This is a genomic window from Streptomyces sp. NPDC033178, assembly GCF_055577685.1.
Genome location: NZ_JBVIPT010000001.1, coordinates 326666 through 349111, shown reverse-complemented (window position 1 = coordinate 349111; position 22446 = coordinate 326666). Strand labels below are relative to the sequence as shown.

At 69.6% G+C, this 22446-nt stretch carries 24 protein-coding genes and 4 pseudogenes; 10 read left to right on the top strand and 18 right to left on the bottom strand.

Annotation, left to right across the window (positions count from 1 at the left end; translation table 11 throughout):
- Nucleotides 1-34: 34 nt before the first annotated feature.
- The 8 genes and pseudogenes from ACZ5VQ_RS01710 to ACZ5VQ_RS01675 all read right to left on the bottom strand — a co-directional run bounded on the left by ACZ5VQ_RS01710 (nucleotide 35) and on the right by ACZ5VQ_RS01675 (nucleotide 5954).
- On the bottom strand, nucleotides 35-1507 hold the full coding sequence (locus ACZ5VQ_RS01710) for an aminotransferase class I/II-fold pyridoxal phosphate-dependent enzyme (RefSeq protein ID WP_469103166.1): 1473 nt from the start codon (nucleotides 1505-1507) through the stop codon (nucleotides 35-37).
- A gap of 72 nt (nucleotides 1508-1579) precedes the next feature.
- Nucleotides 1580-1756 carry a hypothetical protein gene (locus ACZ5VQ_RS01705; RefSeq protein WP_362070477.1) on the bottom strand — a complete coding sequence of 59 codons (177 nt, stop codon included), beginning with the start codon at nucleotides 1754-1756 and terminating at the stop codon, nucleotides 1580-1582.
- Between the two features lie 90 nt (nucleotides 1757-1846).
- A pseudogene (locus ACZ5VQ_RS01700) lies at nucleotides 1847-2158 on the bottom strand (Rieske 2Fe-2S domain-containing protein); the annotation flags it as partial.
- Nucleotides 2121-2948 (bottom strand): DNA topoisomerase IB, encoded by an 828-nt coding sequence (locus ACZ5VQ_RS01695; RefSeq protein WP_469103165.1) that lies wholly within the window; start codon nucleotides 2946-2948, stop codon nucleotides 2121-2123. The gene ACZ5VQ_RS01695 and the pseudogene ACZ5VQ_RS01700, both read right to left, overlap by 38 nt.
- 393 nt (nucleotides 2949-3341) lie before the next feature.
- Nucleotides 3342-3695 carry an SsgA family sporulation/cell division regulator gene (locus ACZ5VQ_RS01690; RefSeq protein ID WP_469103164.1) on the bottom strand — a complete coding sequence of 118 codons (354 nt, stop codon included), beginning with the start codon at nucleotides 3693-3695 and terminating at the stop codon, nucleotides 3342-3344.
- 160 nt (nucleotides 3696-3855) lie between these two features.
- On the bottom strand, nucleotides 3856-4839 hold the full coding sequence (locus tag ACZ5VQ_RS01685; RefSeq protein WP_469103163.1) for an outer membrane protein assembly factor BamB family protein: 984 nt from the start codon (nucleotides 4837-4839) through the stop codon (nucleotides 3856-3858).
- Nucleotides 4840-5221: 382 nt separating this feature from the next.
- A pseudogene (locus ACZ5VQ_RS01680) lies at nucleotides 5222-5560 on the bottom strand (protein kinase domain-containing protein); the annotation flags it as partial.
- Nucleotides 5484-5954, bottom strand: coding sequence for a protein kinase family protein (locus ACZ5VQ_RS01675; RefSeq protein ID WP_469103162.1), 471 nt, complete (start codon nucleotides 5952-5954; stop codon nucleotides 5484-5486). The gene ACZ5VQ_RS01675 and the pseudogene ACZ5VQ_RS01680, both read right to left, overlap by 77 nt.
- Nucleotides 5955-6844: 890 nt before the next feature.
- Between ACZ5VQ_RS01675 and ACZ5VQ_RS01670 the strand changes: the two are divergent.
- Nucleotides 6845-7894, top strand: a pseudogene (locus tag ACZ5VQ_RS01670) (response regulator transcription factor); the annotation flags it as partial.
- A gap of 138 nt (nucleotides 7895-8032) precedes the next feature.
- A pseudogene (locus tag ACZ5VQ_RS01665) lies at nucleotides 8033-8335 on the top strand (winged helix-turn-helix domain-containing protein); the annotation flags it as partial.
- A gap of 176 nt (nucleotides 8336-8511) precedes the next feature.
- On the opposite strand, the gene ACZ5VQ_RS01660 reads toward ACZ5VQ_RS01665, so the two are convergent.
- On the bottom strand, nucleotides 8512-9039 hold the full coding sequence (locus ACZ5VQ_RS01660) for a DinB family protein (protein WP_469103161.1): 528 nt from the start codon (nucleotides 9037-9039) through the stop codon (nucleotides 8512-8514).
- Between the two features lie 286 nt (nucleotides 9040-9325).
- On the opposite strand from ACZ5VQ_RS01660, the gene ACZ5VQ_RS01655 reads away from it, so the two are divergent.
- Together ACZ5VQ_RS01655 and ACZ5VQ_RS01650 are read left to right on the top strand one after the other, a co-directional pair.
- A complete protein-coding gene (locus ACZ5VQ_RS01655) occupies nucleotides 9326-9817 on the top strand; it encodes a DUF2975 domain-containing protein (protein ID WP_469103160.1) in 492 nt (163 codons plus the stop codon).
- Nucleotides 9817-10038 carry a helix-turn-helix domain-containing protein gene (locus ACZ5VQ_RS01650; protein ID WP_370021954.1) on the top strand — a complete coding sequence of 74 codons (222 nt, stop codon included), beginning with the start codon at nucleotides 9817-9819 and terminating at the stop codon, nucleotides 10036-10038. Before ACZ5VQ_RS01655 ends, ACZ5VQ_RS01650 begins: the two co-directional genes overlap by 1 nt.
- A gap of 166 nt (nucleotides 10039-10204) precedes the next feature.
- Here ACZ5VQ_RS01650 and ACZ5VQ_RS01645 read toward each other — a convergent pair whose 3' ends face one another.
- Nucleotides 10205-11860, bottom strand: coding sequence for a serine/threonine protein kinase (locus tag ACZ5VQ_RS01645; protein ID WP_469103159.1), 1656 nt, complete (start codon nucleotides 11858-11860; stop codon nucleotides 10205-10207).
- A 145-nt stretch (nucleotides 11861-12005) separates the two neighbouring features.
- The gene (locus tag ACZ5VQ_RS01640; RefSeq protein ID WP_469103158.1) at nucleotides 12006-12611 is read right to left on the bottom strand and encodes a TetR/AcrR family transcriptional regulator; all 606 of its coding nucleotides are present in this window, start codon (nucleotides 12609-12611) and stop codon (nucleotides 12006-12008) included.
- Between the two features lie 142 nt (nucleotides 12612-12753).
- On the opposite strand from ACZ5VQ_RS01640, the gene ACZ5VQ_RS01635 reads away from it, so the two are divergent.
- Nucleotides 12754-13440, top strand: a complete 687-nt coding sequence (locus ACZ5VQ_RS01635) for an SDR family oxidoreductase (RefSeq protein ID WP_469103157.1) — start codon at nucleotides 12754-12756, stop codon at nucleotides 13438-13440.
- A gap of 27 nt (nucleotides 13441-13467) precedes the next feature.
- Here ACZ5VQ_RS01635 and ACZ5VQ_RS01630 read toward each other — a convergent pair whose 3' ends face one another.
- The 4 genes from ACZ5VQ_RS01630 to ACZ5VQ_RS01615 all read right to left on the bottom strand — a co-directional run bounded on the left by ACZ5VQ_RS01630 (nucleotide 13468) and on the right by ACZ5VQ_RS01615 (nucleotide 15666).
- Nucleotides 13468-13809, bottom strand: a complete 342-nt coding sequence (locus ACZ5VQ_RS01630; protein WP_469103156.1) for a VOC family protein — start codon at nucleotides 13807-13809, stop codon at nucleotides 13468-13470.
- 63 nt (nucleotides 13810-13872) lie between these two features.
- On the bottom strand, nucleotides 13873-14208 hold the full coding sequence (locus ACZ5VQ_RS01625; RefSeq protein ID WP_055616634.1) for a YnfA family protein: 336 nt from the start codon (nucleotides 14206-14208) through the stop codon (nucleotides 13873-13875).
- A 108-nt stretch (nucleotides 14209-14316) separates the two neighbouring features.
- Nucleotides 14317-14979 carry a serine/threonine-protein kinase gene (locus tag ACZ5VQ_RS01620; protein ID WP_469103155.1) on the bottom strand — a complete coding sequence of 221 codons (663 nt, stop codon included), beginning with the start codon at nucleotides 14977-14979 and terminating at the stop codon, nucleotides 14317-14319.
- Between the two features lie 135 nt (nucleotides 14980-15114).
- Nucleotides 15115-15666, bottom strand: a complete 552-nt coding sequence (locus ACZ5VQ_RS01615) for a DUF3455 domain-containing protein (RefSeq protein ID WP_469103154.1) — start codon at nucleotides 15664-15666, stop codon at nucleotides 15115-15117.
- A gap of 370 nt (nucleotides 15667-16036) precedes the next feature.
- On the opposite strand from ACZ5VQ_RS01615, the gene ACZ5VQ_RS01610 reads away from it, so the two are divergent.
- Entirely contained in the window at nucleotides 16037-16579 is a 543-nt protein-coding gene (locus tag ACZ5VQ_RS01610) for a cytochrome P450 (RefSeq protein WP_469103153.1), read from the top strand.
- 31 nt (nucleotides 16580-16610) lie between these two features.
- Here the strand turns inward: ACZ5VQ_RS01610 and ACZ5VQ_RS01605 are convergent, their stop codons facing one another.
- Genes ACZ5VQ_RS01605 through ACZ5VQ_RS01595 form a run of 3 tightly spaced genes read right to left on the bottom strand, consistent with a single transcriptional unit; the run spans nucleotide 16611 to nucleotide 17007 of the window.
- Nucleotides 16611-16748: an MmyB family transcriptional regulator gene (locus tag ACZ5VQ_RS01605; RefSeq protein ID WP_469103152.1), complete on the bottom strand. Its 138-nt coding sequence runs from the start codon at nucleotides 16746-16748 to the stop codon at nucleotides 16611-16613.
- Nucleotides 16745-16870 carry a hypothetical protein gene (locus tag ACZ5VQ_RS01600; protein WP_469103151.1) on the bottom strand — a complete coding sequence of 42 codons (126 nt, stop codon included), beginning with the start codon at nucleotides 16868-16870 and terminating at the stop codon, nucleotides 16745-16747. The genes ACZ5VQ_RS01605 and ACZ5VQ_RS01600 overlap by 4 nt, the downstream gene beginning before the upstream one ends.
- Nucleotides 16867-17007: a hypothetical protein gene (locus ACZ5VQ_RS01595; RefSeq protein WP_469103150.1), complete on the bottom strand. Its 141-nt coding sequence runs from the start codon at nucleotides 17005-17007 to the stop codon at nucleotides 16867-16869. Before ACZ5VQ_RS01595 ends, ACZ5VQ_RS01600 begins: the two co-directional genes overlap by 4 nt.
- A 692-nt stretch (nucleotides 17008-17699) precedes the next feature.
- Here ACZ5VQ_RS01595 and ACZ5VQ_RS01590 point away from each other — a divergent pair.
- From ACZ5VQ_RS01590 to ACZ5VQ_RS01575, 4 genes are all read left to right on the top strand, one after another.
- Complete coding sequence (locus ACZ5VQ_RS01590) at nucleotides 17700-18755, top strand: helix-turn-helix domain-containing protein (protein ID WP_469103149.1); 1056 nt, start codon at nucleotides 17700-17702, stop codon at nucleotides 18753-18755.
- 161 nt (nucleotides 18756-18916) lie between these two features.
- Nucleotides 18917-19891, top strand: a complete 975-nt coding sequence (locus ACZ5VQ_RS01585) for an alpha/beta hydrolase (RefSeq protein ID WP_469103148.1) — start codon at nucleotides 18917-18919, stop codon at nucleotides 19889-19891.
- A complete protein-coding gene (locus ACZ5VQ_RS01580; protein ID WP_469103147.1) occupies nucleotides 19891-21102 on the top strand; it encodes an acyltransferase family protein in 1212 nt (403 codons plus the stop codon). The genes ACZ5VQ_RS01585 and ACZ5VQ_RS01580 overlap by 1 nt, the downstream gene beginning before the upstream one ends.
- Before the next feature lie 204 nt (nucleotides 21103-21306).
- Nucleotides 21307-22401 carry a fatty acid desaturase family protein gene (locus tag ACZ5VQ_RS01575; protein WP_469103146.1) on the top strand — a complete coding sequence of 365 codons (1095 nt, stop codon included), beginning with the start codon at nucleotides 21307-21309 and terminating at the stop codon, nucleotides 22399-22401.
- The last annotated feature ends 45 nt before the right edge of the window (nucleotides 22402-22446 follow it).

The window sequence follows — 22446 nt, the reverse complement described above, 5'->3', positions numbered from 1 at the left end:
GGATGACTAACAAGGGCGTGAGTGGCGTCGTGGGTCAGTCTTCCTCGACGACCCGTACGGTCTTCAGCCGCTGGTCGGCCGCGTCCGGCAGGAACATTCCCGCCTCGACTCCTGTGACCAGGTAGTTCAGTACCGGCTCGGTGAGGCGTTCGCCGGGCAGGACCACGGGGATGCCGGGCGGGTAGGGAGTGATCATCTCGGCGGCGATCCTGCCGACGGCGTCGCTGGTCGGGACCTTCGCATGGTGTGCGAAGTAGGCGTCCCGGGGCAGGCGGGCCTGGTCCATCCGCAGATCGGCGGGGGAGGGGACGGCGACCTGAGGGGCGTCCCGCAGTTCGGTGGCATGGTCGGCCAGCTCGCGCAGGGCGGTGAGCAGACGCGCGGTGGTCTGCTCGTCGTCGGCGTGGGTGAGCTGCGCGCTGATGCGCCGGTGGTCGAACAGGTGGGTGTCGATGTGATGGTGGGTTCGCAGCCAGTCGGCGGCGCGGTAGCCGCTGGTGCCCAGTTCGCCGATGTCCATGACGACCGGGAGCGGGTCGAAATCGGCTGCGAGACCGGGACCGCGGAAGTCCTTGGCGTCGTTGACGTGGAAGCCGTCGATCGCCTCGATGGCCTCGCGGGTGCGTGCGGCCAGCTTCAGGGCCTGGCCGATGAGTTCGTGACCGTGCTGGATCATCTGCCGGCGCCAGGCGTCGATGCCGGCGTAGAGCAGGACGTTCGGGCTGGTCGTGCCGAGGAGGTCGGCCCGCGAGGCCAGTTCGGCGGGATCGATGAGGTCGCCCTGGAGATGGAACACCGAGCCCTGTTCCAGGCCACTGCCCATCTTGTGGATGCTGGTCACACAGATGTCGGCGCCCGCGTCCATCGCCCACGACGGCAGGTCGTCGTGGAAGGGCAGGTGCGCACCCCACGCCTCGTCCACGATGAGCGGCTTGCCGCGGCGGTGGCAGACATCCGCGATGCCTCCGAGATCGGCCGCGGCTCCGTACGGCGTGGGGCTGGTGACCAGGGCCCCGTCGGCATCCGGATGCTCCGCGAACGCCTTGTCGTAGGCCGCCACCGAAGGGGGATGGGCGATGTGCCGGGGATTGTCCCACTGGGGTTCCACCCACACGGGCTCGACGCCTGAGAGGATGAGCCCGGCCACTACGGACTTGTGCGCGTCGCGCCCGACGAGGAGCCGGTGGCCGGGGCAGGTGACCGCCAGCATGGCGGCCTTCACCGACAGGGAACTGCCGCACGTCGAGAAGAACGTGTGCTCCGCGTGTACCGCGTCGGCCATGAGGTTCTCGGCCCGCGCCAGGACACCGCCCCGGGTCAGCCGGTCGTCCAGGCCGCCGTTGGCCAGGATGTCACCGTAGAACACGGCGTCACCCAGGATCTCGCGGGCGCGGGGGTCCGCGCCGCGTGCCTGTTTGTGACCTGGGGGCGTGAATCCCAGTTCGTCCGCGTCCCTGTATCGGGCGAGCGCTTCGAGAATCGGGGCCTCAGCCTGGTTCGCACCCATGGCGGCCGGGTTCCCCGCGGCGTGGCAATCATGCAGGCCAGGAACGTCGGCACCGTCGCGAACAGTCGCCGGTCAGTCTTCGCCCCGGACGACGTTCCACTCCGCGCCCATGTGCGCCGTGACCGGGGGGCCGCTGCTGTCCACGGCGCGGACGCACGTACGTACTTCCTTGCCGCGGCGGTGACGGGCCTTCCACCAACCGGTCCTGGCCACCTTCAGGACTTTCTGCTGGGCAGTGCGCGCGGTCACGGCGTTTCAACTTCTCTCTGTGTCAGGGCAGGATCTCGATGGAATGCTCACCGGGTTCCCGTCGGCCAGGACCGTGAAACGCCATGCCGTTCAGATGTCGCGCTTCTCCAACGGCTCTACGGCAGGCCCCTGGAGGATCGGTCCGTCCGGGGCGAAGCGGGAACCGCGACACGGGCATTCCCATGCCTGCTCCGCACGGTTGAAGGCCACGATGCAGCCCAGGTGGGTGCAGCGGGCCGAGACCGCGTGGAGCGAGCCGTTCTCGTCGCGGTGAACGACGCACTGCCGACCGCCCGTCCGTACCACGGCACCCTCGCCGCGAGGGATGTCCTCCGATGCCGGGCCCGTCAGCGGTGGCAACCGGTCACCGACGAAGTGCTGGGCCACGTGCGCCTGTTGCTTCCGCGACGGGCTCCGCCACGGCAGGCGCGACTGCCGCGAGGACTGTGGCGTGCCAGGTGCGGAAGTCCTTGGCCGAGGTCGGTGTCCGTGCGTTCGCGCAGATAGGCGTTGAGATCGTCCGCGTGCACGTCGTGCCAGGCACCGGTCTGCAGTAGGCGAAGAGGCGATCACCGTCGTCACGTCGGCGCAGCAGCGCGCGCAGGGCCCGGCAGACGGACTCCTCTGCCAGTGCCTGCGACACGTTCTTCGCATCCTTGGCTGGATAGGCGAAGCGCACCTCGCCGTGGTGGCACGAGGCGTGCTCGCGGAGCAGCGTGGTGAGCCCGTGCGCCTCGTTGTCGCGGCGGTACGACTCGTTCCCGATCCTGAAGAACCCCAGGTCGAGCAGACGCGTAGCGTAGGCAAGCACACGGTCCCGGCACAGGTGCCGGGCGGCGAGGTCCTCGGCCGTGAGTTTCCGCAGCCGGGGCAGGACGGGAGCCGCTTCCAGCACATGCTCGTGCTTGGCCGCCTCCTGCCGCTCACGGAACCGCGGGTGGTACAGGTGCTGGCGACGCCCCGCGGCGTCGGTGCCCGTCGCCTGGATGTGGCCGTTGGCCACGGGGCAGATCCATACGTCCTCCCACGCGGGCGGTACGGCCAGGTCGCGCAGGCGTTGCTTCTCGGCCCCCGTCGGTGATGGAGCGGCCGCCGGGATCGACGTAGCAGAACCCTCGTCCGCAGCGGATCCGGGTGATTCCCGGCCGGTGGAGGTTACTGGCGCGCAACCGGGCCTACCGCCGGGAACCACCGTGCGACGGCACGGAGTTCACGACCATGACCTGGTGCGGTTCTCTGCGCCGGCCGGACGGCGTAGCATCCGGAAAGCCAGTAGGAGGGTGATGGGCCACAGCGTGGCGACGCACCACAGGGCGGCCGCATCACCTGGCGGTCGGTGAGCGGCGACACCCGCCAGAGCGGATCGGGTTGGTTCGAAACAGCGCCCCTCCCTGACGAATTGCTCAGGCAATACGCGGACCTTCTTGCACAGGGCCGCGTTCTCCGTCTCCACAGCATGGAGGGCGCCTTCTGCTTGTGAGCTCCGCGTCACGACGGGCAGCGTCCTTGCCACGGCAAGGCCGTCAGTCGCCCCGCCCACCAAGAGGCGGCCGCAGAACGTGTCGAACCGGGTTCCGGGGCAGGCTCAGTCCTGGTCGAGCAGAGGCGCGAGGAAACCTTCCCAGTCCAGGTGATCGTTCTCCGTGTCCCGGGGAACGAGCTGCAGTGTGATGTTCAGCCAGTCGGAAACAACGTCCCGTTCCATCTGGAAGACGGCGCAGCTCCTGAGCGGCCCGAGCCGGATACGCAACCATCCACGGCCGTCCCTCTGATGGACGGGCCATACGGCCACGTCGCCGATCCCCTCATGGCGGCGCAGCCCGAGCAGAAGAGCCTCTCGTGACAGGGACCAGTGGATTGAGGCGCCGTCCGCGTCCAGGCCGATGCGGACGGCGAACGGGTCCAACGACGTGTAGCGCAACTCCAGGTCGAGAGCCACGGCAGGCCGACCGTCGCGGACCAGTTGCGTACGGTGGCGCAGTGTGGTGGTTCGGTGCGGATGAAGTTCCGTCAGCGTGACTGGTTTTGACACGAGTGATCACTTCCGAAGCGTGAGTGCGACAGGCCGACTCCCGCCAGCCCTCCTCGTACCTGCCGTCTCAAGCACGGGGTAGGACGGGTACCCCCGATTGTGGTGTGTCACGTAGGACGGAAGACATGTTCAGGATTCCGGAAGCGGACGTCTCGCACATTTCCAAGGAGGCCCTGGTCAGAGGGGTGACCACGCCGCCGTCCCCCAGGGGGCGGCCGTCGGTGGTGGTGAGCGCGCGGACCTCGTCGCGCCACCAACGCCGGTCGCCGCCGGCCGCGTCCAGTGCGCCCAGGCCGTCGGCCGTGGCGGCCACGACGAGTTCGTCGCCGGCCAGTGGTGCCACCCTCGCCTGCGTCAGGGGCCGGGTCCAGCTCGCCTTCCCGGTGGCCAGGTTCACCCGGCGCACGGACGTCTGCGTCGTGTAGTAGCGGGTTCCCCGGGCTTCCGGATGCACCTCGGGCGTGGCCGAGCCGTCGGGGATGCTGGACTCCTCCTCGCCCGAGCGCTCACGGAGCACGTACAGGGGACCGAATGTCGCGGTCGCCGAGGCCAGGGCGAACCGGCCGCCCGCCGCGTTCAGCGCCGTCACCTGTGCCGCCGTACCGCTCCTGAACCACAGTGGGGCGCCCGTCGGCAGGTCGAAGCCGTACGCCCGCCAGCGCTGCCCCTGGTTCGTGCGCCGTGCCCACGACGTGTCGTACTCGGCGAACGTGACCAGACATGCCGTGCGCCGTGTGACGGCGAGCAGCGTCGAGTCGCCGTCGGGCGAGTGGAAACCGTAGGGCCCATACGGGTTCGACTCCAGGCCGCCCGTGCGCCACCGCTCCGTGCTGGTGGCCGCGTCGAGCGCCACGACCTCGGGGGAGGAACTGCCCGAACCGCGGTGGGTGACGTACACCGTGTCGCCGGAGGGCAGGACATCGGCCGCGTCCTCGAACTCCCAGGCCACAGCACCGGTGTTCGGGTCGAGTCGGCGGGCCGTGCCGTCGAAGCGCACGTAGAGGGCGTCGGCCGTACGGGTCAGCGCGCCGCCGTATTCGAGGGCGCCCACCTCGCGGGTCCACAGCGGGGTGCCGGTGCGCCAGGACGACGTGACCGGCTGCCGCCGCGCGCCCGGCTCGTCCCTTAAAGAGGGCGTTCGCCGTCGTCACCCCCGCGGCGGTCGTGACGGCGGCGCCCGCCCACGCGAACACACGTCTGCGCGACGGACCCGCGGGGGCCGGCGGCGGGCCGACGCGGGTGGCGCCTTCCCTGTCGGCGTCGGCCGACGCGGCGATCCGGCGCGCGACCGCCTCCTCGTGGCCGTCGATCAGGGCGGTCACCTCCGGCCGCTCCCACCACGGCCGTTCGCCCGCGCGCGCGGCGCACCAGTCCAGGACCTCCGCCGCGGTGGGGCACCCGTCCGGCCCCTTCGACAGACAGCGGGTCAGGAAGGCGGTCCACTCCCCGTCCGGCACGCCGGCGAGGTCCGGTTCCTCGTGCAGCGTCCGGTACACGATCTGCGGGGCCGTACCCCCGCCGTGCGGATTGCGGCCCGTCGCCGCCAGTGCGAGCAGCGCCCCGAGCGCGAACACGTCACAGGAGGCCGCGGGTCCGGTGGCGTACGTGATCTGCTCGGGTGCCATGAAGCCGAAAGAGCCGAGCATCTCCCCGCTCCCCGTCAGGGCCTCACCCGACGGTCCTGACGCCGGTCCGTCACCGAGCGCCTTCGCGATACCGAAGTCGATGACGCGCGGGCCCTGACCGGTGACCAGGATATTCGTCGGCTTCAGGTCGCGATGCGCCAGGCCCGCCGCGTGGATCGCGGTGAGCGCCTCCGCGAGGGGCGGCACCGAGCGAGGCGAGGTCGCCTGCCGCCAGTGGCCCGCACCCGGCCACGGCCTCCGACAGGGTGGGTCCCGCGCAGTACTCGACGGCCAGCCATGGCAGCGGGGCCTGCGTCCCCGCGTCGAGCACGGCCGCCGTGAACGGGCCGGTCACGACACGTGCCGCCTGCACCTCGCGCCGCAGCCGCTCCCGGAACAGCGGCTCGGCGGCGAGGTGCGCATGCATCACCTTGACCACGACGAGCCGCCCCGACCCCGAACGGGCCAGATACGCACGGCCCATGCCACCCGCTCCGAGCAACGCGAGCGTCCGGTACTCCCCGAACTCGAACCGGCCCATCGGACCCCCTGCCTGTACGCCCCGCGCGCCGATGATCCCTGCGACGCCTGTACGGCGCCAGAGGTTCCCAGGAGCCCGAACCGCTCAACGTACGGATCCGGCGGCGATGCGCCGCGAGCGCGCGGAGGCGGGCAGACAGGGGGACAGCGACCGGCGAGATCACCGCGCTCCACGACGCGCGGATGCAGCCCCCTGCTCGTCCCGTACCGGCCGACACGCTTCTGCGCCGGACCCTCAGCCGCTCTGGCCGGGCGAGCATCGCCGCTCTCTCCAACTGGCGCTGACGCTACGTTGATTGCGCATCCTTGCCGGTGGGGCGTGTTCTGGGGGACGGTAAGCGAACCACTTCAGGTGATGGGGTCCACACACCTCTCAGCTCCTCTCGCACGACGCACCGGCGACTCGCGGATCCACCGCGTGCGCGTCGCGACAGCTCGCGATGGTCGCGGTCGCTGTCGAGAGGAGGTGGCCGATGTGCCGAACCTCAGAGCCGGACGATCCGGGCACGGACGCGGAGGGCGACGAACCTTCCTCAGTCGGCCCTGGAACGCCCACGAGGTGGCATCCGCGGGATGTGAACTCGTGGTGGACGGGGTTACGAGCCGTGCTGCTCGTCGTGGACACGGTGGCGGCCCTGAAACACCACGAGGCCCTTGCCCAGTGGGCAAGGGCTCTCATCGCGGTTGGTGACATGATCGTCGAGGCCTGCAAGCACGAACGGTCATGAAACCGGGGGCCTGATCGTCGAGAGGCGGTCAGGCCCTCTGCATCCAGGAGAACATGGACCGCCGACCTCAGCCAAGGGGCGCTCTCCCAATTGCACCCAACGGAGCGTCACAAAAGCGGGTTTCGTGTCATGCTCGCGGTCTGTCCGAAGAGGAGACCTCTACATGGGGATGGCAGGCGGCGAGTGCCGGGAGTGCGGAGGGCGGCTGCCACCCGCTTCGGACACCGGCCGGCCACGCCAGTACTGCTCGGACGTCTGCAGATCGGCCGCTCGGCGGTCCCGTAACCGACAGAAGGAATCTGCTGACACTGCCGCTTCGCGCCGGTGTTCGACGGCCATAGCCGGTCGCCGCTGCGACCGGAACGCGCGGCACACCGTCGTGGTGAACGGCACCGAAAGCCAAGTCTGCGCCGAGTGCTACGACATGACCATGTCGTTCCTGATCAAGGGCGGTTTGCCGGCCTCCTCGGTCGACGTTCACCTGCTGCCCGAGGCAGTCGACGAGCGCGAGGTTGATGACGGGGCGACAGCGCCGGCGCCGGCCGTCGTCGCCGGCCGGGCATGCACTCTCCTCATCGAAGACGACCCGCACGTCGCCACGGCGCTGACCATGGTCCTGACCCGGCACGACTACACCGTCATCCACAAGTCATCGGGATCTGCCGGTCTGCATGCGGCGTATGCCCAACGGCCCGATCTGGTGCTCCTGGACCTCGGACTCCCGGACATGGACGGCTACGAGATCCTGACCCGGCTTCGGGCCGTCAGTGACGTGCCCGTCATCGTCGTGACGGCACGCGACGATCTCCGCTCACGTCTGCACGGACTCAACCTGGGAGCGGACGACTACCTCGTCAAGCCCTACGCCACTGCGGAACTCCTTGCTCGTATCCAGAGGGTGCTACACCGCCGCACATCACCGCAGCAGTGGGCGGAGAACATCTACGACGACGGCCTGCTACGGCTCGACTCCCAGAGTTTTGGGGCCAGCGTGGCCGGTGCGCCGCTGAAGCTGACGCCCACCGAGTTCCGCGTACTCGACCTGCTCGTGCGCAACACGGGAGTCGTCCAGTCCTTCCGTACGCTGCTCGCGCGAGCGTGGGACGACCCCAACGGGCGTGACACCGAAAAGGTCAAATTCGCCATCTCGCGCCTGCGCAGGAAACTGGACTCAACCGCTGTCGGCAGCGCATCGATTGTTTCGGCCCGAGCTGTCGGCTACCTCTACCAAGCACCAGGGCCGTCCACGGCAGGCAACCCTGCGGCGCCCGACCCTTCATCATCCCGGTCGGGCTACGGGCACGCGGGCAATGTGCTGAGCATCCTGGAATCGCAGGACCCGGGCAGCGCCGGCGGCAAGACGGTACTGCGCCTGGGCCCTGTGCACATCGAACTGCTCACCCGGCAGGTCAGCGTGGGCGGTTCGGTCGTCGAACTGACCCAAAGGGAATTCGATCTGCTCGCCCTGCTCGCCCAGCGCCCAGGCGTGGTCGTCCGGCGGGAGCAGATCATCAGCGAGGTCTGGCGCACCAGTTGGGAGGGGACCGGCCGCACCCTGGAGGTGCACGTCGCGTCCCTGCGCTCCAAGCTGCGTATGCCGGCCCTGATCGAGATCGTGCGCGGCGTCGGCTACCGTCTCGTCACCCCGGCCTAGTAACAAAGCAGCGTGCCCACATCCCAGCCCCCGAGGGGCTGGGATGACGGCCGTCGGGGCCACCGCCGAAGAGGCGACTGTCTCGCCGACCCCCAACGGTGCGTCACCGCCGCGCGGAAGGAACGTGCCCGGACCCGGCCGGCCCCGACGCGAGATCATGAAGCTGGACCGCAGTGCTAGGTCAGGACCAACCAGCGTCGGCCGTCGATGAGCTCTCGTGCCGCGTCGAGATGGCCGGCGTGGCATGCAGTCTCAGTGATGACGTGCAACAGGACGTCGCGCAGGGTGTGCAGATGCGGTTCGCCGAACAGGTCGTGAGGCCACCACGCCAGGACGCCGTCAGCAGGAGTGGTGGTGATGACGGCGTCGGAGAGCTCTGTCTCCTGCCGGTAGCCGTCGAGCACGTCGACGGCCCGCGCTTCCGGAGCCACGTTCCAAGCTTCGTCGCCGCTCGTCAAGCTGCGGATGGTCTCCTCCTCCCCGGCGACAACTGCACGGAACCAGAAACGCTCAACGTCCAAGGCAAGGTGCTGGACCAGCCCAAGGCAGTGCCATCCGGATGGCAGCACCGGCCGTCGCAGATCCTCCGCGTCGAGCCCGTCAAGGATGCCGAGAACGTGGCGGCGCTGCCCGGCCAAAACCCGAAGAAGCGCCCCGACCTCACTGTCCGGAGCCGTTTCGATCGTATTTTCGGTCACGGTCACTCAGGATTCCCCAACTCCTGCGGGCATGCTGGGAGTTCTCCGATACCCGGGACACACAATCAACGGCAGGTCGGCAGGTCGGCAGGTCGGCAGGTCGGCAGGTCGGCAGGTCGGCAGGTCGGCAGGTCGGCAGGTCGGCAGGTCGGCGGAAGCGTGGATGCGAGCAGCATCCGACCTTCGGGGATCTCCACCACCATCGTGCGAACCCGCCACCGCCCGCCCCGACCCTTGCCCCGCCTATCGAATTTCGATAGATTCCCATCGCCATTCGATGGGAGGACGAGTCGTGGGAAAGCTGACAGTGCGTGCGCTGCGCGCCGTGCTCGGGGTGGTGCTCGCCGGCACCGTGTTCGTGCAGGCAGGGATGGTGTGGGCGTTGGTCGGCGGGAACGACCCGGAGGACGGGTCGCTCCCGCTGACCCCGCTGCGCGTGATCACGATCCTGGGCATGGTGTCGGTCCAGGTCGCCCTGGTCTGCGTATGGCGGCTGGTGACGATGGTGCGACGCGGAACCGTGTTCTCCCATGCCGCCTTCCGGTACGTGGACGGCGTGATCGGCGCGATCGTGGCGGCCGCCCTCGTGTGGTTCACGGTCACGGCCATCAATGCGCCGGGCCAGCGGGACGACCCGGGTGTCACCGTCATCATGGGCGGGATCGGCCTGGCCGTCCTGGGGGTCGCGCTCATCGTGCTCGTACTGCGGATGCTGCTCGTCCAGGCCGTCGCACGCGACGTCGAAGCGACGCAGATGCAGTCCGAGTTGGACGAGGTGATCTGATGCCGATCGCCGTCGACATCGACGTGATGTTGGCCAGGCGGAAGATGTCCGTAGGTGAGCTCGCGGACCGCGTAGGGATCACGCCCGCCAACCTGGCGGTACTCAAGAACGGCCGCGCCAAAGCGGTGCGCTTCACGACTCTCGCCGCGCTCTGTGAGGTGCTCAAGTGCCAGCCGGGCGACCTGCTGCGCTGGGAGGCCGAGGACGCCGCAGGCGGGTGACGTGCCCTTCCAGGATCATGGAGTCTCGCGACGTCCCGTGATCCGAGTGGAAGACCGCGCCTGCCGACGCATCATCACCGATCCGGCCTGCCTCTTGAGCAACTCGGCGAGCAGCCCGGGGTCGCCAGCTGTTGCGAGCGGTCACAGCGGAACCGGGTCGGACCATTCACCGCGCGGGGCGGAACGATGTCAAGAAGGTGTTGAGGGCCTGCTGGTTGGCGGGAGTGTTCCAGTCGTCGGCCGGGGTCGTCCACCTGATGGAGTAGCCGAGGTCGGTGTCGACGAGGAGGGCACGGGCGAGCGTGCGTGTGCGGTCGGGGTCGCCGTCGGCGAACCATTCCAGGTCGGCTGCCCGTCCACCGGAACCGTCCACGCGCCGGATGTCGCCGATGCGGTCGAAGCCGGGGTTGAGCCGCCGCAATCGGGGCTCGGCGTCGCGCCAGACGGTGACGGGGTCGGACGAGGGGACCCTGCCGAAGGTGATCCTCAGCGCGCGGGGGTCACCCGAGGCGCCGAACGTGACACTGAAGGCGTTGTCCGGCCGCCCGGTGTCCTTGATGCGCCCCCAGTCCGCGGGCAGTTGGACCGAGAATCCTTCCGGCGCGTCGTACCGCTCGGTGGCGGGCGGGGCCGTCTTCCCGGCGGAAGCGGTGGGGGAGGGGGTGGCGGGTGCGCCCGGGTCCGATGCGCTTGCCGAGGCGCCACCGGTCGGGTCCGCGGAGGGGGCGGCAGGGGTGGAAGCCGCGGGAGGCGGCGCGGCGGCGGAACCGGATGCGGTGGGTACGGGGCCGGAGGCGTCGGGTGTGTCCGAGGCCGGTCTGCTGTTCACGGCGAGTACGACCGGGATGGCCACGACGGCCAGCGCGGAACCGACGATGGCGAGGACGATGGGCCGCTTCCTGCGCCAGGCCCGATCCGCCCCCGGCACGTTCCCGTACGCTCCGCGCAGCCTGAACATGTGCGACTGTTCGGCCGAGTCCTCGCTGACCATGCGGCTCAGCGCCTTGCGCAGTACCGGTTCGGTGAGCCGTTCGTTCGGGTTCTCGCGGAGCAGTCCGTGAATGGTCTGGCGCAGCCGGCCGGTGTGGACGTCGTCCCCCGAGGATCTTTCCCCTCCGCCCTGGGCCCCCTCTCCCGTGTACACCTGCGCGAAGGCCGAAGTACCTTCGCCGCGCCCCTGGTCCGGGGCGGGCGGCCGGCCCTCGATCATGGTGTGCAGCAGTGCTCCCAGGGCCCACAGATCCGTCGAGGGATCGATCGGCTCACCGCGGATCTGTTCCGGAGACGCGTACGAGGGTGCGGTCGCCCTCAAGGACCGGGTCGCTCCGGTCAGTCCGAAACCCGTGACCACGACCCCGCCGTCCGCCTTGACGAAGACCTGGTCGGGACCGAGGTCGCCGTGTGTGACGCCCAGGCGGTGCGCGGCGGCGAGCACATCGAGGATCTGCAGGCCGATGCGGACCGCCCGGGGCTGGTTGAACGGCCCACGCCGGTCGAGGAGTTCGCTCAGGGACCGGCCCTCGATCGGCTCCATGACGGTCCACAGCCGGCCGTCCTGCTCGGTGACGTCGAGGACGGTGGCCACCTGGCCGGGGGCGGCGGCCTCCAGGTCCGCGGTCTCCCGCAGCACCCGGGCCGTGGTCTGCCGGGACGTCTCCTCGCGGAGGACCGCGGGCAGTCGTGCCTCCGCCAGGAACACCAGTCGGCCCGATGCCATGTCCTGGCCGTGCCAGCCGACCCGGAACTCCTCTCGGTGCACGATCTGGAGCGGTCGATACCTCCCGGCGATCAACTCATTTGTGGAGGTCTGCGCTTCTGCCATGCTGATCCTTCACTGAGCCCGTGGTTTGCACCTTGGCCATGAGTACGAAGGCGATGCCGGTGAGTGTTCAATCAGGTGTGATTGCGCTTTCCGGCGGTGCGGCGCGTCGACGCTCCGAGCCCGGGCCTCGTTTGGCCAACAGGTCTCAGGCGAAAAGGATTTGGCGCAGGACGCGGCTCAGGTGAACGCGCAGTTCGTCCGTGGACATCTCGGCGAGCCTGCCCACCCTGACGATGTAGCGGGTGAACGTCACGCCGATCAGCTGCGCGGCGAGCATCCCGATGCGGACGTCCATGTCGTCGCCGGTGAGCGCCTCGCGGTACGCCGACTCGCTGTGGGCCTGCATGGCGGTGTAGAGATTCGCCGCGGCGGCCTCGTTGGTGGCGGCACTGCGCAGGAGCGCGACGAACGGGTCGCCGGAAGGGTTGCTCTCCATCCGCTCGACGAAGCCGGCGGCGATCCGCTCGGGCAGCGTTTCGCGGTCGCCGGCGACGATGTCGGTCAGGTCGCGAGTCCCGGGCACCGCCGCCAGGAAAAGACGCTCCTTCGAGGTGAAGTGCAGCATGACCAGGCCGTGCGTGACACCGGCCCGGCGGGCGATGTCGCGAATCGTCGCCCGTGCATAGCCCCGTTCCGTGAAGGCCACCCGGGCGGCCTCCAGGATGGCTGCGCGGCTCGCCTCCGGATCGCGACGACGACCGGTGGCGGCTGCCCGCGTCGGAGCCTTGTCGGGACGTGAGGTCTTTGGCACCCCCTTACTGTACGCGCGTACAGAAACGCCTTGTGGCCACCGTGCGATGCGGTACTGTCCAAGCGGTCATTAGCGGAGCCGGGCTGTGCCAACAGGCGCACGTCACGCTCAGGCCCGTCCAGAACGTGAAGGGGACTTCTGCATGAGTACGTCCATCGTCATCGGCGGCAGCGGCGGACTCGGCCGCGTCATCGCCCAGCGATTCGCCGATCGTGGTGATTCCGTTGTCGTCACCAGCCGGGACAAGGCACGGGCCGAAGCGGCAGCGGAGGAGATAGGAGGCGGGGCGCGGGGCATGGCCCTCGATCTGTCCCAGCCCGACACGATCGCGCACGCCCTTGGCGGCATCACCGAAGTCGACCATCTGGTCATCACGGCCATGGATCCCGTACCGAACTCCCTGGCCGACTTCGATCTCACCGACGCCGTCCGCGTCGTGACCATCAAACTGGTCGGGTACGCCGAAACGGTCCGCGCACTGTGCGACCGCTTCAACCCTGCCGCTTCAGTCGTCCTCTTCGGCGGTCTGGCGAGAGAACGCCCTTACCCCGGCTCGACGATGGTGACCACGTTCAACGCCGGCCTGACAGGGTTGGTCAAGACCCTCGCCGCCGAGATCGCTCCGCACCGGGTCAACGCACTGCACCCCGGCGTGATCGGAGACAGTCCCAAATGGCGTGACGTCACCGACCACCCGCACCTGCGCCGCACACCCACCGGACGTCTGGTCACCATGGCCGAGATCGCCGACGCCACCGACTTCCTCCTGCGCAACGCAGGCATGAACGCTCACGATCTGAACGTCGACGGCGGCATGCTGATCACCTGACAGATAGCGGCTCATCGCACGGCGGCGTCAGTGTGCGGCGCCGCCGAATCCGAACTCGTTGCCGTCCGGGTCGTGGTAGGTGATCTTGCGCATGCCTTCGGCGTAGGTCTCGCGGCTCGTGGGCTCCAGACCCCGATCGGCGATTTGCGCGACACGGGTGTCGAGGTCATCGACGAGGACGGTGTGCACGGCGTTTCCGGCCTGACCGGGCCGCTGCACGATGTACACGTACCGGTGTTCCGCCAGTTCCCATACGGCTTCCGTGTCGTGCGGGAAGAACGTCGGCGGGGCGCCGAGGAGTCGCTCGTACCAGGGCAGTGCCGCTGCGTAGTCGTTGACGGGGATGCCTGCGAAGAGGTCGAGGGGCATGCGGTCATGGTAGGTGCGGCGCCTCTGTTGCCCGCGCGAATACCGCCGAGGCAGCGACCGCGCTCAGTGGCTGCGGGGCGCGTACATGATCACGGCCATCCCGGCGAGGCACACCAGCGCCCCGATGACGTCGTACCGGTCGGGCCGGTAGCCGTCGGCGACCATGCCCCAGGCGATCGACCCGGCGACGAAGATCCCGCCGTACGCGGCGAGGATGCGTCCGAAGTTGTCGTCGGACTGGAAGGTGGCCACCACGCCGTAGAGACCGAGGGCGATGACCCCGGCGCCGATCCAGATCCAGCCCTTGTGTTCGCGGATGCCCTGCCAGACCAGCCAGGCCCCGCCGATCTCGAACAGGGCGGCCACGACGAACAGGGCCACGGAACGTGCAACGGTCATGATCGGTGAGCTTACCGACGACCCGCGCCGCCAACCTGAAGCAGGGCGGCGGTTCGCCTTGAGCAGCCCGTGGGCACCCTCGACCACCGCCCAGTTGTAGCCGGCCCCTCAGGGTTGGTGGGTGACGCTGACTTGGACGGTCAGGGTGCCTCTGTTGTCGTGGAGGCATCGGTCGGCGGCGTCGTTGATGGCCAGTTGCAGGGTGGCGTTGTCGGCGGCCTTGAAGGTCAGTTTCCGTCCGACGGAGCGGAGGGGGAGGTCCGGCTCGCCGGTGAGGCGTGCCAGGAGGGTGCCGAAGGGTGTCGCCGGTTTGACGTCCCGGTGCAGGGTGCCGGCCGCGTGCACCGCCACCAGCGCGTCGAGCAACTGCAGTCCCAGGGCGGCGGTGTGCTGCGCGGTGAGCGGTCCGCGCTCGGCCAGGTGCTGGGCCAGCGAGGGACCCTCGACGAGCTCCATCACGATCCACAGCCGGTCCTGCGACTCGGCCAGGTCATGGACGCCCACCACATGCGGGTGCGGCACCCGGGCCACCGCCCGCGCCTCACGCACCGCACGCCGCACCCGGATACGCTGCTCCTCATCGCCCTGGGTGAGAACGTGGAGTTCCTTGACGGCGACCGGGCGGTCCAGCAACTGGTCATGGGCGCGCCAGACGGTGCCCATGCCGCCTTGGCCGAGGATGTCGTGGAGCAGGTACCGGCCGGCGATCAGCCGCCCCGAGCCGCGTTCGGAACGTATCCCCGCCTGGTGATCGCCATCTCCGGACAACACGCGCTCTCACATATCCCTCCCGGCAGCGTCAACGCCACCGGCCGTCGTCTGGCGCTCTGCTTCTGTTGCTGGGGGGCCGCAACGGCAGTGGCCCCTCGAAAACGCCCAGGGGCCACTGCCGTTGCTGCTACCGCATCACTTGGCGGGCTTGTAGAAGGTGTAGGTGGCGGAGTAGGGGACGCTCGTCTGGTCCGCGCCGGTGCAGGCGGTGGCCGGGGCGACGCCGCCGTTGGTGTTGAGGCGCTGGATGTAGGAGACGTCGGCGAAGACCCCGGTGCCGCGAGTGGCGGTGGACTTCAGGAGGAGTTCGGGGATGGTGCCGGTCTTGGGGGACGTGGCGACGGCGGCGGCGTTCACGGCGCTGCCGTCCACCGTGGACACCCAGACGGGGCCGCGGGAGTGGAGGGCGACCGTGCGGCGGGAGTGGTCCTTCTTGGCCCACAGGGTGGCGGCGGGCTCCAGCAGCTTCCAGGCGCCGTCGGTGCAGGTGTAGGTCTGGACGCCTTCGGCGGAGAAGACGCCGGTGAGCCGGTTGCCGTCGGGGACCTTCAGCGCGGCGGGAACGTCGACGCCGGTGCGGGCGGACTGCGAAGCCGCCGCCGGGCCGACCGTCGCACCTATGAGGGTGGCGGCGGTGACAGTGGCGAGAGCCGTGGTGGTGAGGACAAGCCGCTTGGCTAGCTTCATCAGGTGTGTCTCCAGAGCAATTTCTGAACGTGATCGTGGGGATGGACGCGGATGCCGTGCGTGTCCCAAGCCGGGACTGGGCAGGTTCCAGACGTCCGGGCCGGTCAGATGATCTTCAGCCTTGATGCCGCACTGTACGCGTGCAGCCGGCCGGTTGTTCAGCCAACTTCTGATCAGTCAGTGGCCAACTCTGCTCACCGGCTTGGATGGCTGTACATCAGGCTCAGACGCGTATGGATCCCGGCCTTGCGCGTATGGCTGGGGGGCACGAGGCGGTGGTTGCGTAGGCCGTCGTAGTCGTCGCCGGGGCACCACAGAAGGTGCAACCCCACGAACCACTCCGGCCGAACCGCCGTGAGCCGAAAAGGAATTGGCAGGACCGCTGACCGCGGGCGAGATCGTCTCGAACTGCTACAGCCTGCTGCTCGGCGCGAACGCCACGACACCGCACGTACCGAACGCGGCCCTGGCCGAGTTGGCCGCCACCGGCACGTACGCCGACTGGGCCGACCATCCGGAGCTGCTGGACAGCGGGATCGAGGAAGCGCTGCGCTGGTCCTCACCGACCAGCCACTTCATCCGCTACGCCACGCACGACGTCCAACTCGGCAAGGTCACGGTCCGCGCCGGTGAGGCGGTCGCCGCGTGGATCGGCTCGGCGAACCGGGACGCGAGCGTGTTCCCGGACCCGTACACCTTCGACGTACGCCGCAACGCCCAGCGGCACCTGGCCTTCTGCGTCGGCCCGCACTTCTGCCTCGGCCACGCCCTGGTCAGGATCACGTTGGAGGAGTTCTTCCAGGAACTCTTCGCCCAGTTCGAGCACTTCGAGCCGGCGGGTGAACCGGAACACCTGCACTCGAACTTCATCGCGGGGATCAAGCACCTGCCGCTGGTCGCGACGCGCCGCTAGGGGGAGAGGCGGGGCCAGCGAGACGGGGGTATCAGCGCAGACCGACCTCCTGCCGGTCCCACAGCGACGCGAACTCCGTGCTGTGCCGCAGCAGACTCGCCACGAGACGGGCGGCCTGCGGCCGGGGCCCGTCCTTCGTGTACGCCGCCCGCAGGAGCACGACGTTCACCCGGCTGCTGAGCCGTGGTCGTCGGGGAGATACCGCTCACGGGCGGCCGGATCGGTGAACCAGCGGTAGGGGGCGCTGCGCGCGTCCCCGGTGTGGTGGGTCTGTTCGCCGAGCAGGGTCACGGCGGAGGTGTCTGCAGCAATTTCTCGCCGAGGGGGTCCATGACCTGAGCCGGTGTGTCCTGCAGCCGGACCAGGATGCGCATCAGTCCCGGGCTGACGTGCTCGCTGCACAGCCGCCGCTGCGGTGCGAGGTGCACACACCAACAGGAACAGGTGATCGCGTTCGTCCGGGGTGAGGCGCAGCCCGCGGGCGATGGCCGCCGCCATCTGCTGTGAGGGCTGCGCCCGCTGCCGCGTTCCAGGCGGGCGGAGTAGTCGGCCGACATGTCGCACAACTCGGCCACCTCCTCCCTTCGCAGCCCGCGGGCACGCCGACGTGTACCGCGGCGCAGCCCCACGTCCTCCGGCTGCAGCGCCTCCCGCCGGGCATGCAAGAAGTCGCCCCACGAGGGCGGCCCAACGTCTGTTCCGTGAACAGGTTCCCTTCCGCCCTCGTGGGCATCGCCGCAGGCGCGAGCGGGCTCATCCACTGACTCCCGATCAGTGGATGAGCGTGTCCTTCATCCGCGCCGCGGGGTGCCGTCAACTGGTCGAGGTCCGGGGTGACCGACACCGCGGCGACGTACGGAAGAGGGGCCCATGGCCAACTCCATGACCGACCCCATCACCAGGTGGACAGCCGACGGTCTGCCGAACCTGGCCGGCAGGGCCGCCTGGCGGTAGCCGGGATGCCCGGTGCGCCACGCCGGGAAGTGTCGGGGTTTTGCCCCTCCCGCCGATGTCCAGGAAGGTCGACACGCCACGCACTCGAACAACAGTGGCGTCCGGATGGAACATCCGTGCCACAAGCGGGCGTTGGAGCAACTCGTGCGAGGGGGATCGGAAGGCGATGAGCACTGGAACGAGGGCCGACGTGTCGCACGGGGCGTTCCACCTGGACTCCACGGTCCCGGGCGCCGCGTCGCGAGGACTCGAGGCCTTCCGGCGCGGGTGGGAGACACAGCTCGGCGGTGGCTTCAGGCTGCCCGCCTTCAGCCCCGCCACGATCGGTGACTTCCGGGTCAAGGGCCGCGCCGCCAGACTGAGCGACGTGACGATCGCCGATCTCCACGGCGCGTCGGCCACCCGGACCGTGGGCACCCCGCGCGGCGACGAGGATCTGGTGCGGATGTACGTGGTGCGGCAGGGCACATGGGCGTTGGACGGCCCGCGCGATCGTGACGAGCACACCGTGTCGGCCGGGCAGTTCCTCCTGCGGCACTTCGGACATCCGTCGGCCTTCGAAACCGCGCCGCACACCACGGCGAAGATCCTTTTCCTGCCCACCGCGATGCTCGGACCATTGCTCGGGAACCGGACCATCACCGGACCGGTCGAGTCGGCCGAGGTGCGGCTGCTGGTGGCGCACGCGAACATGGTCCACGAGACCATCGCCGACCTGAGTCCGGCCGGTGTGCACGCCGCCCACAGCACCCTGGTCGAGCTGGCCAAGGCGGTGGCGCAGAGCCGGTTCGACGACACAGAACCCTTGCTGGCTCCTTCGCTCGCACAGGCGGCGAAGGACCTCGCGGACAGTCATCTCGCCGATCCTGAGCTGTCTCCGGCGATGCTGGCGCGTGAACTGCGTGTCTCCGTACGTACGTTGCAGCGGGCGTTCGCCGCGGTGGGAGAGTCGGTCACCACCTTCATCCGCCACCGGCGCCTGGAGGAAGCCCGCCTCGCTCTCACCGCCGGGCCCGGCCGGCCGAGCGTCCCGGAACTCGCCGCCCACTGGCAGTTCGCCGACAGCAGCCACTTCATCCGGGCCTTCAAGAAGCGCTACGGCCAGACCCCCACCGAGTACGCCCGCTCGACGGGGCCGAGCGGGCCGAGCGGGCCGAGCGGGCCGAGCGGGCCGAGCGGGCCGACCGCGCCGACGGGGCCGACGGGGCCGACCGGCCAGTGAACCGAAGGCCTCGGTTCCGGCCGCACGGCTCGTCCCGGCATCTGGCCCACCCCCTACCGGGGTATTACTCCCGACTTGGCTCCCCAGTGTGACGCGCCACCCTCCACCGCCTTCCTACCTTCCTCTCCGTCACCACGGACGAGACAGAGGGAGACGCACGGATGCGCCGCTTCAGGAAGGCCCTGACCACGGCCGTACTGACCACACTGCTGGTCGGCAGCACGGCAGGCTGGGCCTCGGAGAGCAGTGAGGGCGCGCTGAGCGGCCCGCTCCCCGGCACCGCCGCCTGGCTGGCGGACGACTCTCTGGACAAGGAGTTGCCCGACCCCGGCACGGCCACCCCGTCCGAAGTGGCGGTCTTCTTCGCGGGCCTGACCGACACTCAGCAACAGCGACTTGTCGCGGACCACCCCACCGTGGTGGGCAACCTCGACGGCGCCCCCGTAAATCTCCGTTACGAGGCCAACGCCTTCGCAGGCGACCAGGTCCTGGCGTACGACCCGCGCGGCCGCGGCCTGATCGTGCAGGTCGCCGGCGACCTGGAGCACGCCACTCATGTCTCGGTGATCGTCCCCGGCTCGGACATCGACATCTCGACGTTCGACGGTACGGCACAGTGGGCCACCGACCTCCAGGAGGAGGCGGGCGCCGATACGGCCGTCATCGCCTGGGCCGGCTACACCACCCCCTCCGGCATCGGCCCCGACCTGGCGACGGGCCGCCTCGCCGAGACCGGCGCCGAGCGCCTCACCCGTTTCACCGACGGCCTGGACGCGGCCGGCCTCCCCGACCCCTCCCTCTTCTGCCACAGCTACGGCTCGGTGGTCTGCGGCCTCGCCGCCCCCGACATCGACGCGAGCGACATCGTCGTCATGGGCTCGCCAGGCATGCGCGCCGACGACGTCACCGCACTCGGCACCGATGCCCACATCTGGGCGGCGAAGTCCCCGGACGACTGGATCGACCGCGTCCCCAATGTCGAGGTCCTGGGCCTGGGTCACGGCGCGGATCCCACCTCGCCCGACTTCGGCGCGACCGTCCTGCCCGCCGACGACGTCCCGGCGCACGACGAGTACTTCACCCCCGGCACCTCCACCCTGACCGCGTTCGCGGCGATAGCCGGCGGAGACCTGTGATGAAGACCCCTACGAAGCTCGCGAAGCTCACCGCCAAGATCGACGACCGGACCCCCGCCCATCGCGACCGTGCCATCGACGGCCTGCGCGCGCTGGCGCTCCTGGCCGTCCCGACCGGCCACTGGCTGCTCGGCGGCTTCACCCTGGACACCGGTGGCGGCCTGCACAACGCCAGCCCGCTGGCCACGTTCGGCGTGCTTGCCCCGGCCGGCTGGATCCTCCAGATGCTGGGCATCTTCTTCCTGGTCGGCGGCTACTCCTCGTACCTCTCCCACCGGCGCCGCAAGGGCTCGGCCCGTGAGTGGATCACCGGCCGGCTCACCCGTCTGGGCCGCCCGGTCCTTGGAGTCACCGCCGTATGGGCGCTGCTGCTTCCCACCCTCCACTACGGCCTCGGCGTCCCGACCGCCACCCTGCACACCGCGTCGACACTGGTCGTCCAGCCCCTGTGGTTCGTCGGCGTCTACGCCGCGATCACGGCCCTCACGCCGTATTGTGTCCGCGCCTCGCAGCGTCTCGGTTTCTGGTCCGCGGCCCCGCTGCTCGGCTCGGTCGCGGTGGTCGACTTCCTGCGATACGGGCCGTACGCGGACGCGATGCCGTCCTGGGTGAGTCTGCTCAACCTGCTTCCGGGCTGGATGTTCGCCTACCAACTGGGGGTGACCTGGGCGGACAAGCGGCTGGGCCGCCGCGAGGCGTGGCTGCTGTTCGCCGGCGGCACGGCCTTGTTCGCCACCCTGTTGCTTGCCTTCCACTACCCGGCGTCGATGGTGGGTGTGCCCGGCGAGTCCCGTACCAACTCCCATCCGCCGTCCCTGCTGGTCCTGGCACTCGCGGCCGCCCAGTCCGGTGTGGCGATCCTGCTGCGCGACCGGCTGGCCCGGCTGCTCCGGCGCCCCGTCCTGTGGGCCCTGGTGGTGATCGTCAACCTGTCGGCGATGACGATCCTGTGCTGGCACCAGACGGCGATGCTCGCCGCCGCGGTCCCTGCCTCGTGCTTCGGCGAGATCCCCGGCCTGACCACCGCGCCGGACACGGCCGGATGGATCCTGGCGCGGATGGCCTGGATGCCGCTCTTCGCGGGGCTGCTCGTGGTGATCGCGAAGTTCGCCCAGCCCCTGGAGACCCCGTGGGACCGCACCGGCACGACCCGCCGCGCGGTGGCGGGCGTACTGGCGGCGGGCTTCGCCTACTTCGCGCTGGCGGCGTGAGCGATGCATACGCACCGCCGTATCACCGTGGTCCGGGGCCGCCGCAGACCCACTCGCACACCCCTTTCACCGGGCGGCAGGCCCCCGATCGGCCGAGTGATGGGTCCACGGGCCGTCAACGCCCTTGACCCGTACGCCCTTTGAGGCCGGGCCGACGAGCCGCGCGCCGCATCGACACCAACCACCGAACACAGGAGTACAACCATGTCCTTGGCTGGCGAAACCGCTCTGCCACACCCCGAGAAGGCCGCCGCGAGGCAGTCCCCACCGGACACGGGCAGCGAGTTCACGCCCCTGCTGCGTGCAGTCAAGGAACAGGAGCTGCTCGACCGGCGCACCGGCTGGTACGCACGCACCATAGTGACCAACGCGCTCAGCCTGGCCGCCGTCGTCAGTGGCATGGCACTCATCGGCGGTTCGTGGTGGGTACTTGCTCTCGCCCCCGTCCTCGCCGTTCTGTGTGCCCGTACCGCGTTTATCGGCCACGACGCGGGCCACGCCCAGATCAGCGGCAACCGCGACACGAACCGCCGCATCGGACTCGTACACGGCAACCTCCTGCTCGGCATGAGCTGTGCGTGGTGGAACGACAAGCACAACCGCCATCACGCCAACCCCAACCACATCGACAAGGACCCTGACGTCGCCGCCGACGTCCTCGTCTTCACCAGCAAGCAGGCCGCCACCCGCACGGGCTTCCGCGGTCGGCTCACCCGCCACCAGGCATGGCTCTTCTTCCCCCTCACCCTCCTGGTAGGCCTCGCCCTGAAGCTCTACGGCTTCCAGGACCTGCGCCGCCAGACCGGCCGCGAGCGCATGCTTGAGGGCGCGCTCCTTGTCGCCCACATCGCCGGGTACGTCACCCTGCTCCTGACGACCATGCCGCTCGCGCACGCACTCGTCTTCGCCGCGCTCCATCAAGCCCTGTTCGGGCTGCACCTGGGCATGGCCTTCGCGCCCAACCACAAGGGGATGGACATGCCGGACCCCGACGGCGAAAAGTGGGGACACCTGCGACGCCAGGTCCTCACGTCCCGCAGTGTCAGGGGCGGCGTCCTGACCGACTGGTTCCTGGGCGGCCTCAACCACCAGATCGAGCACCACCTGTTCCCCAGCATGCCCCGCCCCCACCTGCGGCTCGCCCAGTCCATGGTGAAGGCCCACTGCCGTGACCTCGGTATCCCCTACGCGGAGACCGGTCTCATCGACTCCTACCGCCAGGCCCTGCTGCACATGCACGAAGTGGGAGAACCGCTGCGCTCCGACAGGAGCCATTCACAGGCTCGGCGGCCTCGGTGACTGCGGTTCCGCCGAGTCGGCCCGGCAGTTGCGCGTCTCCTGACG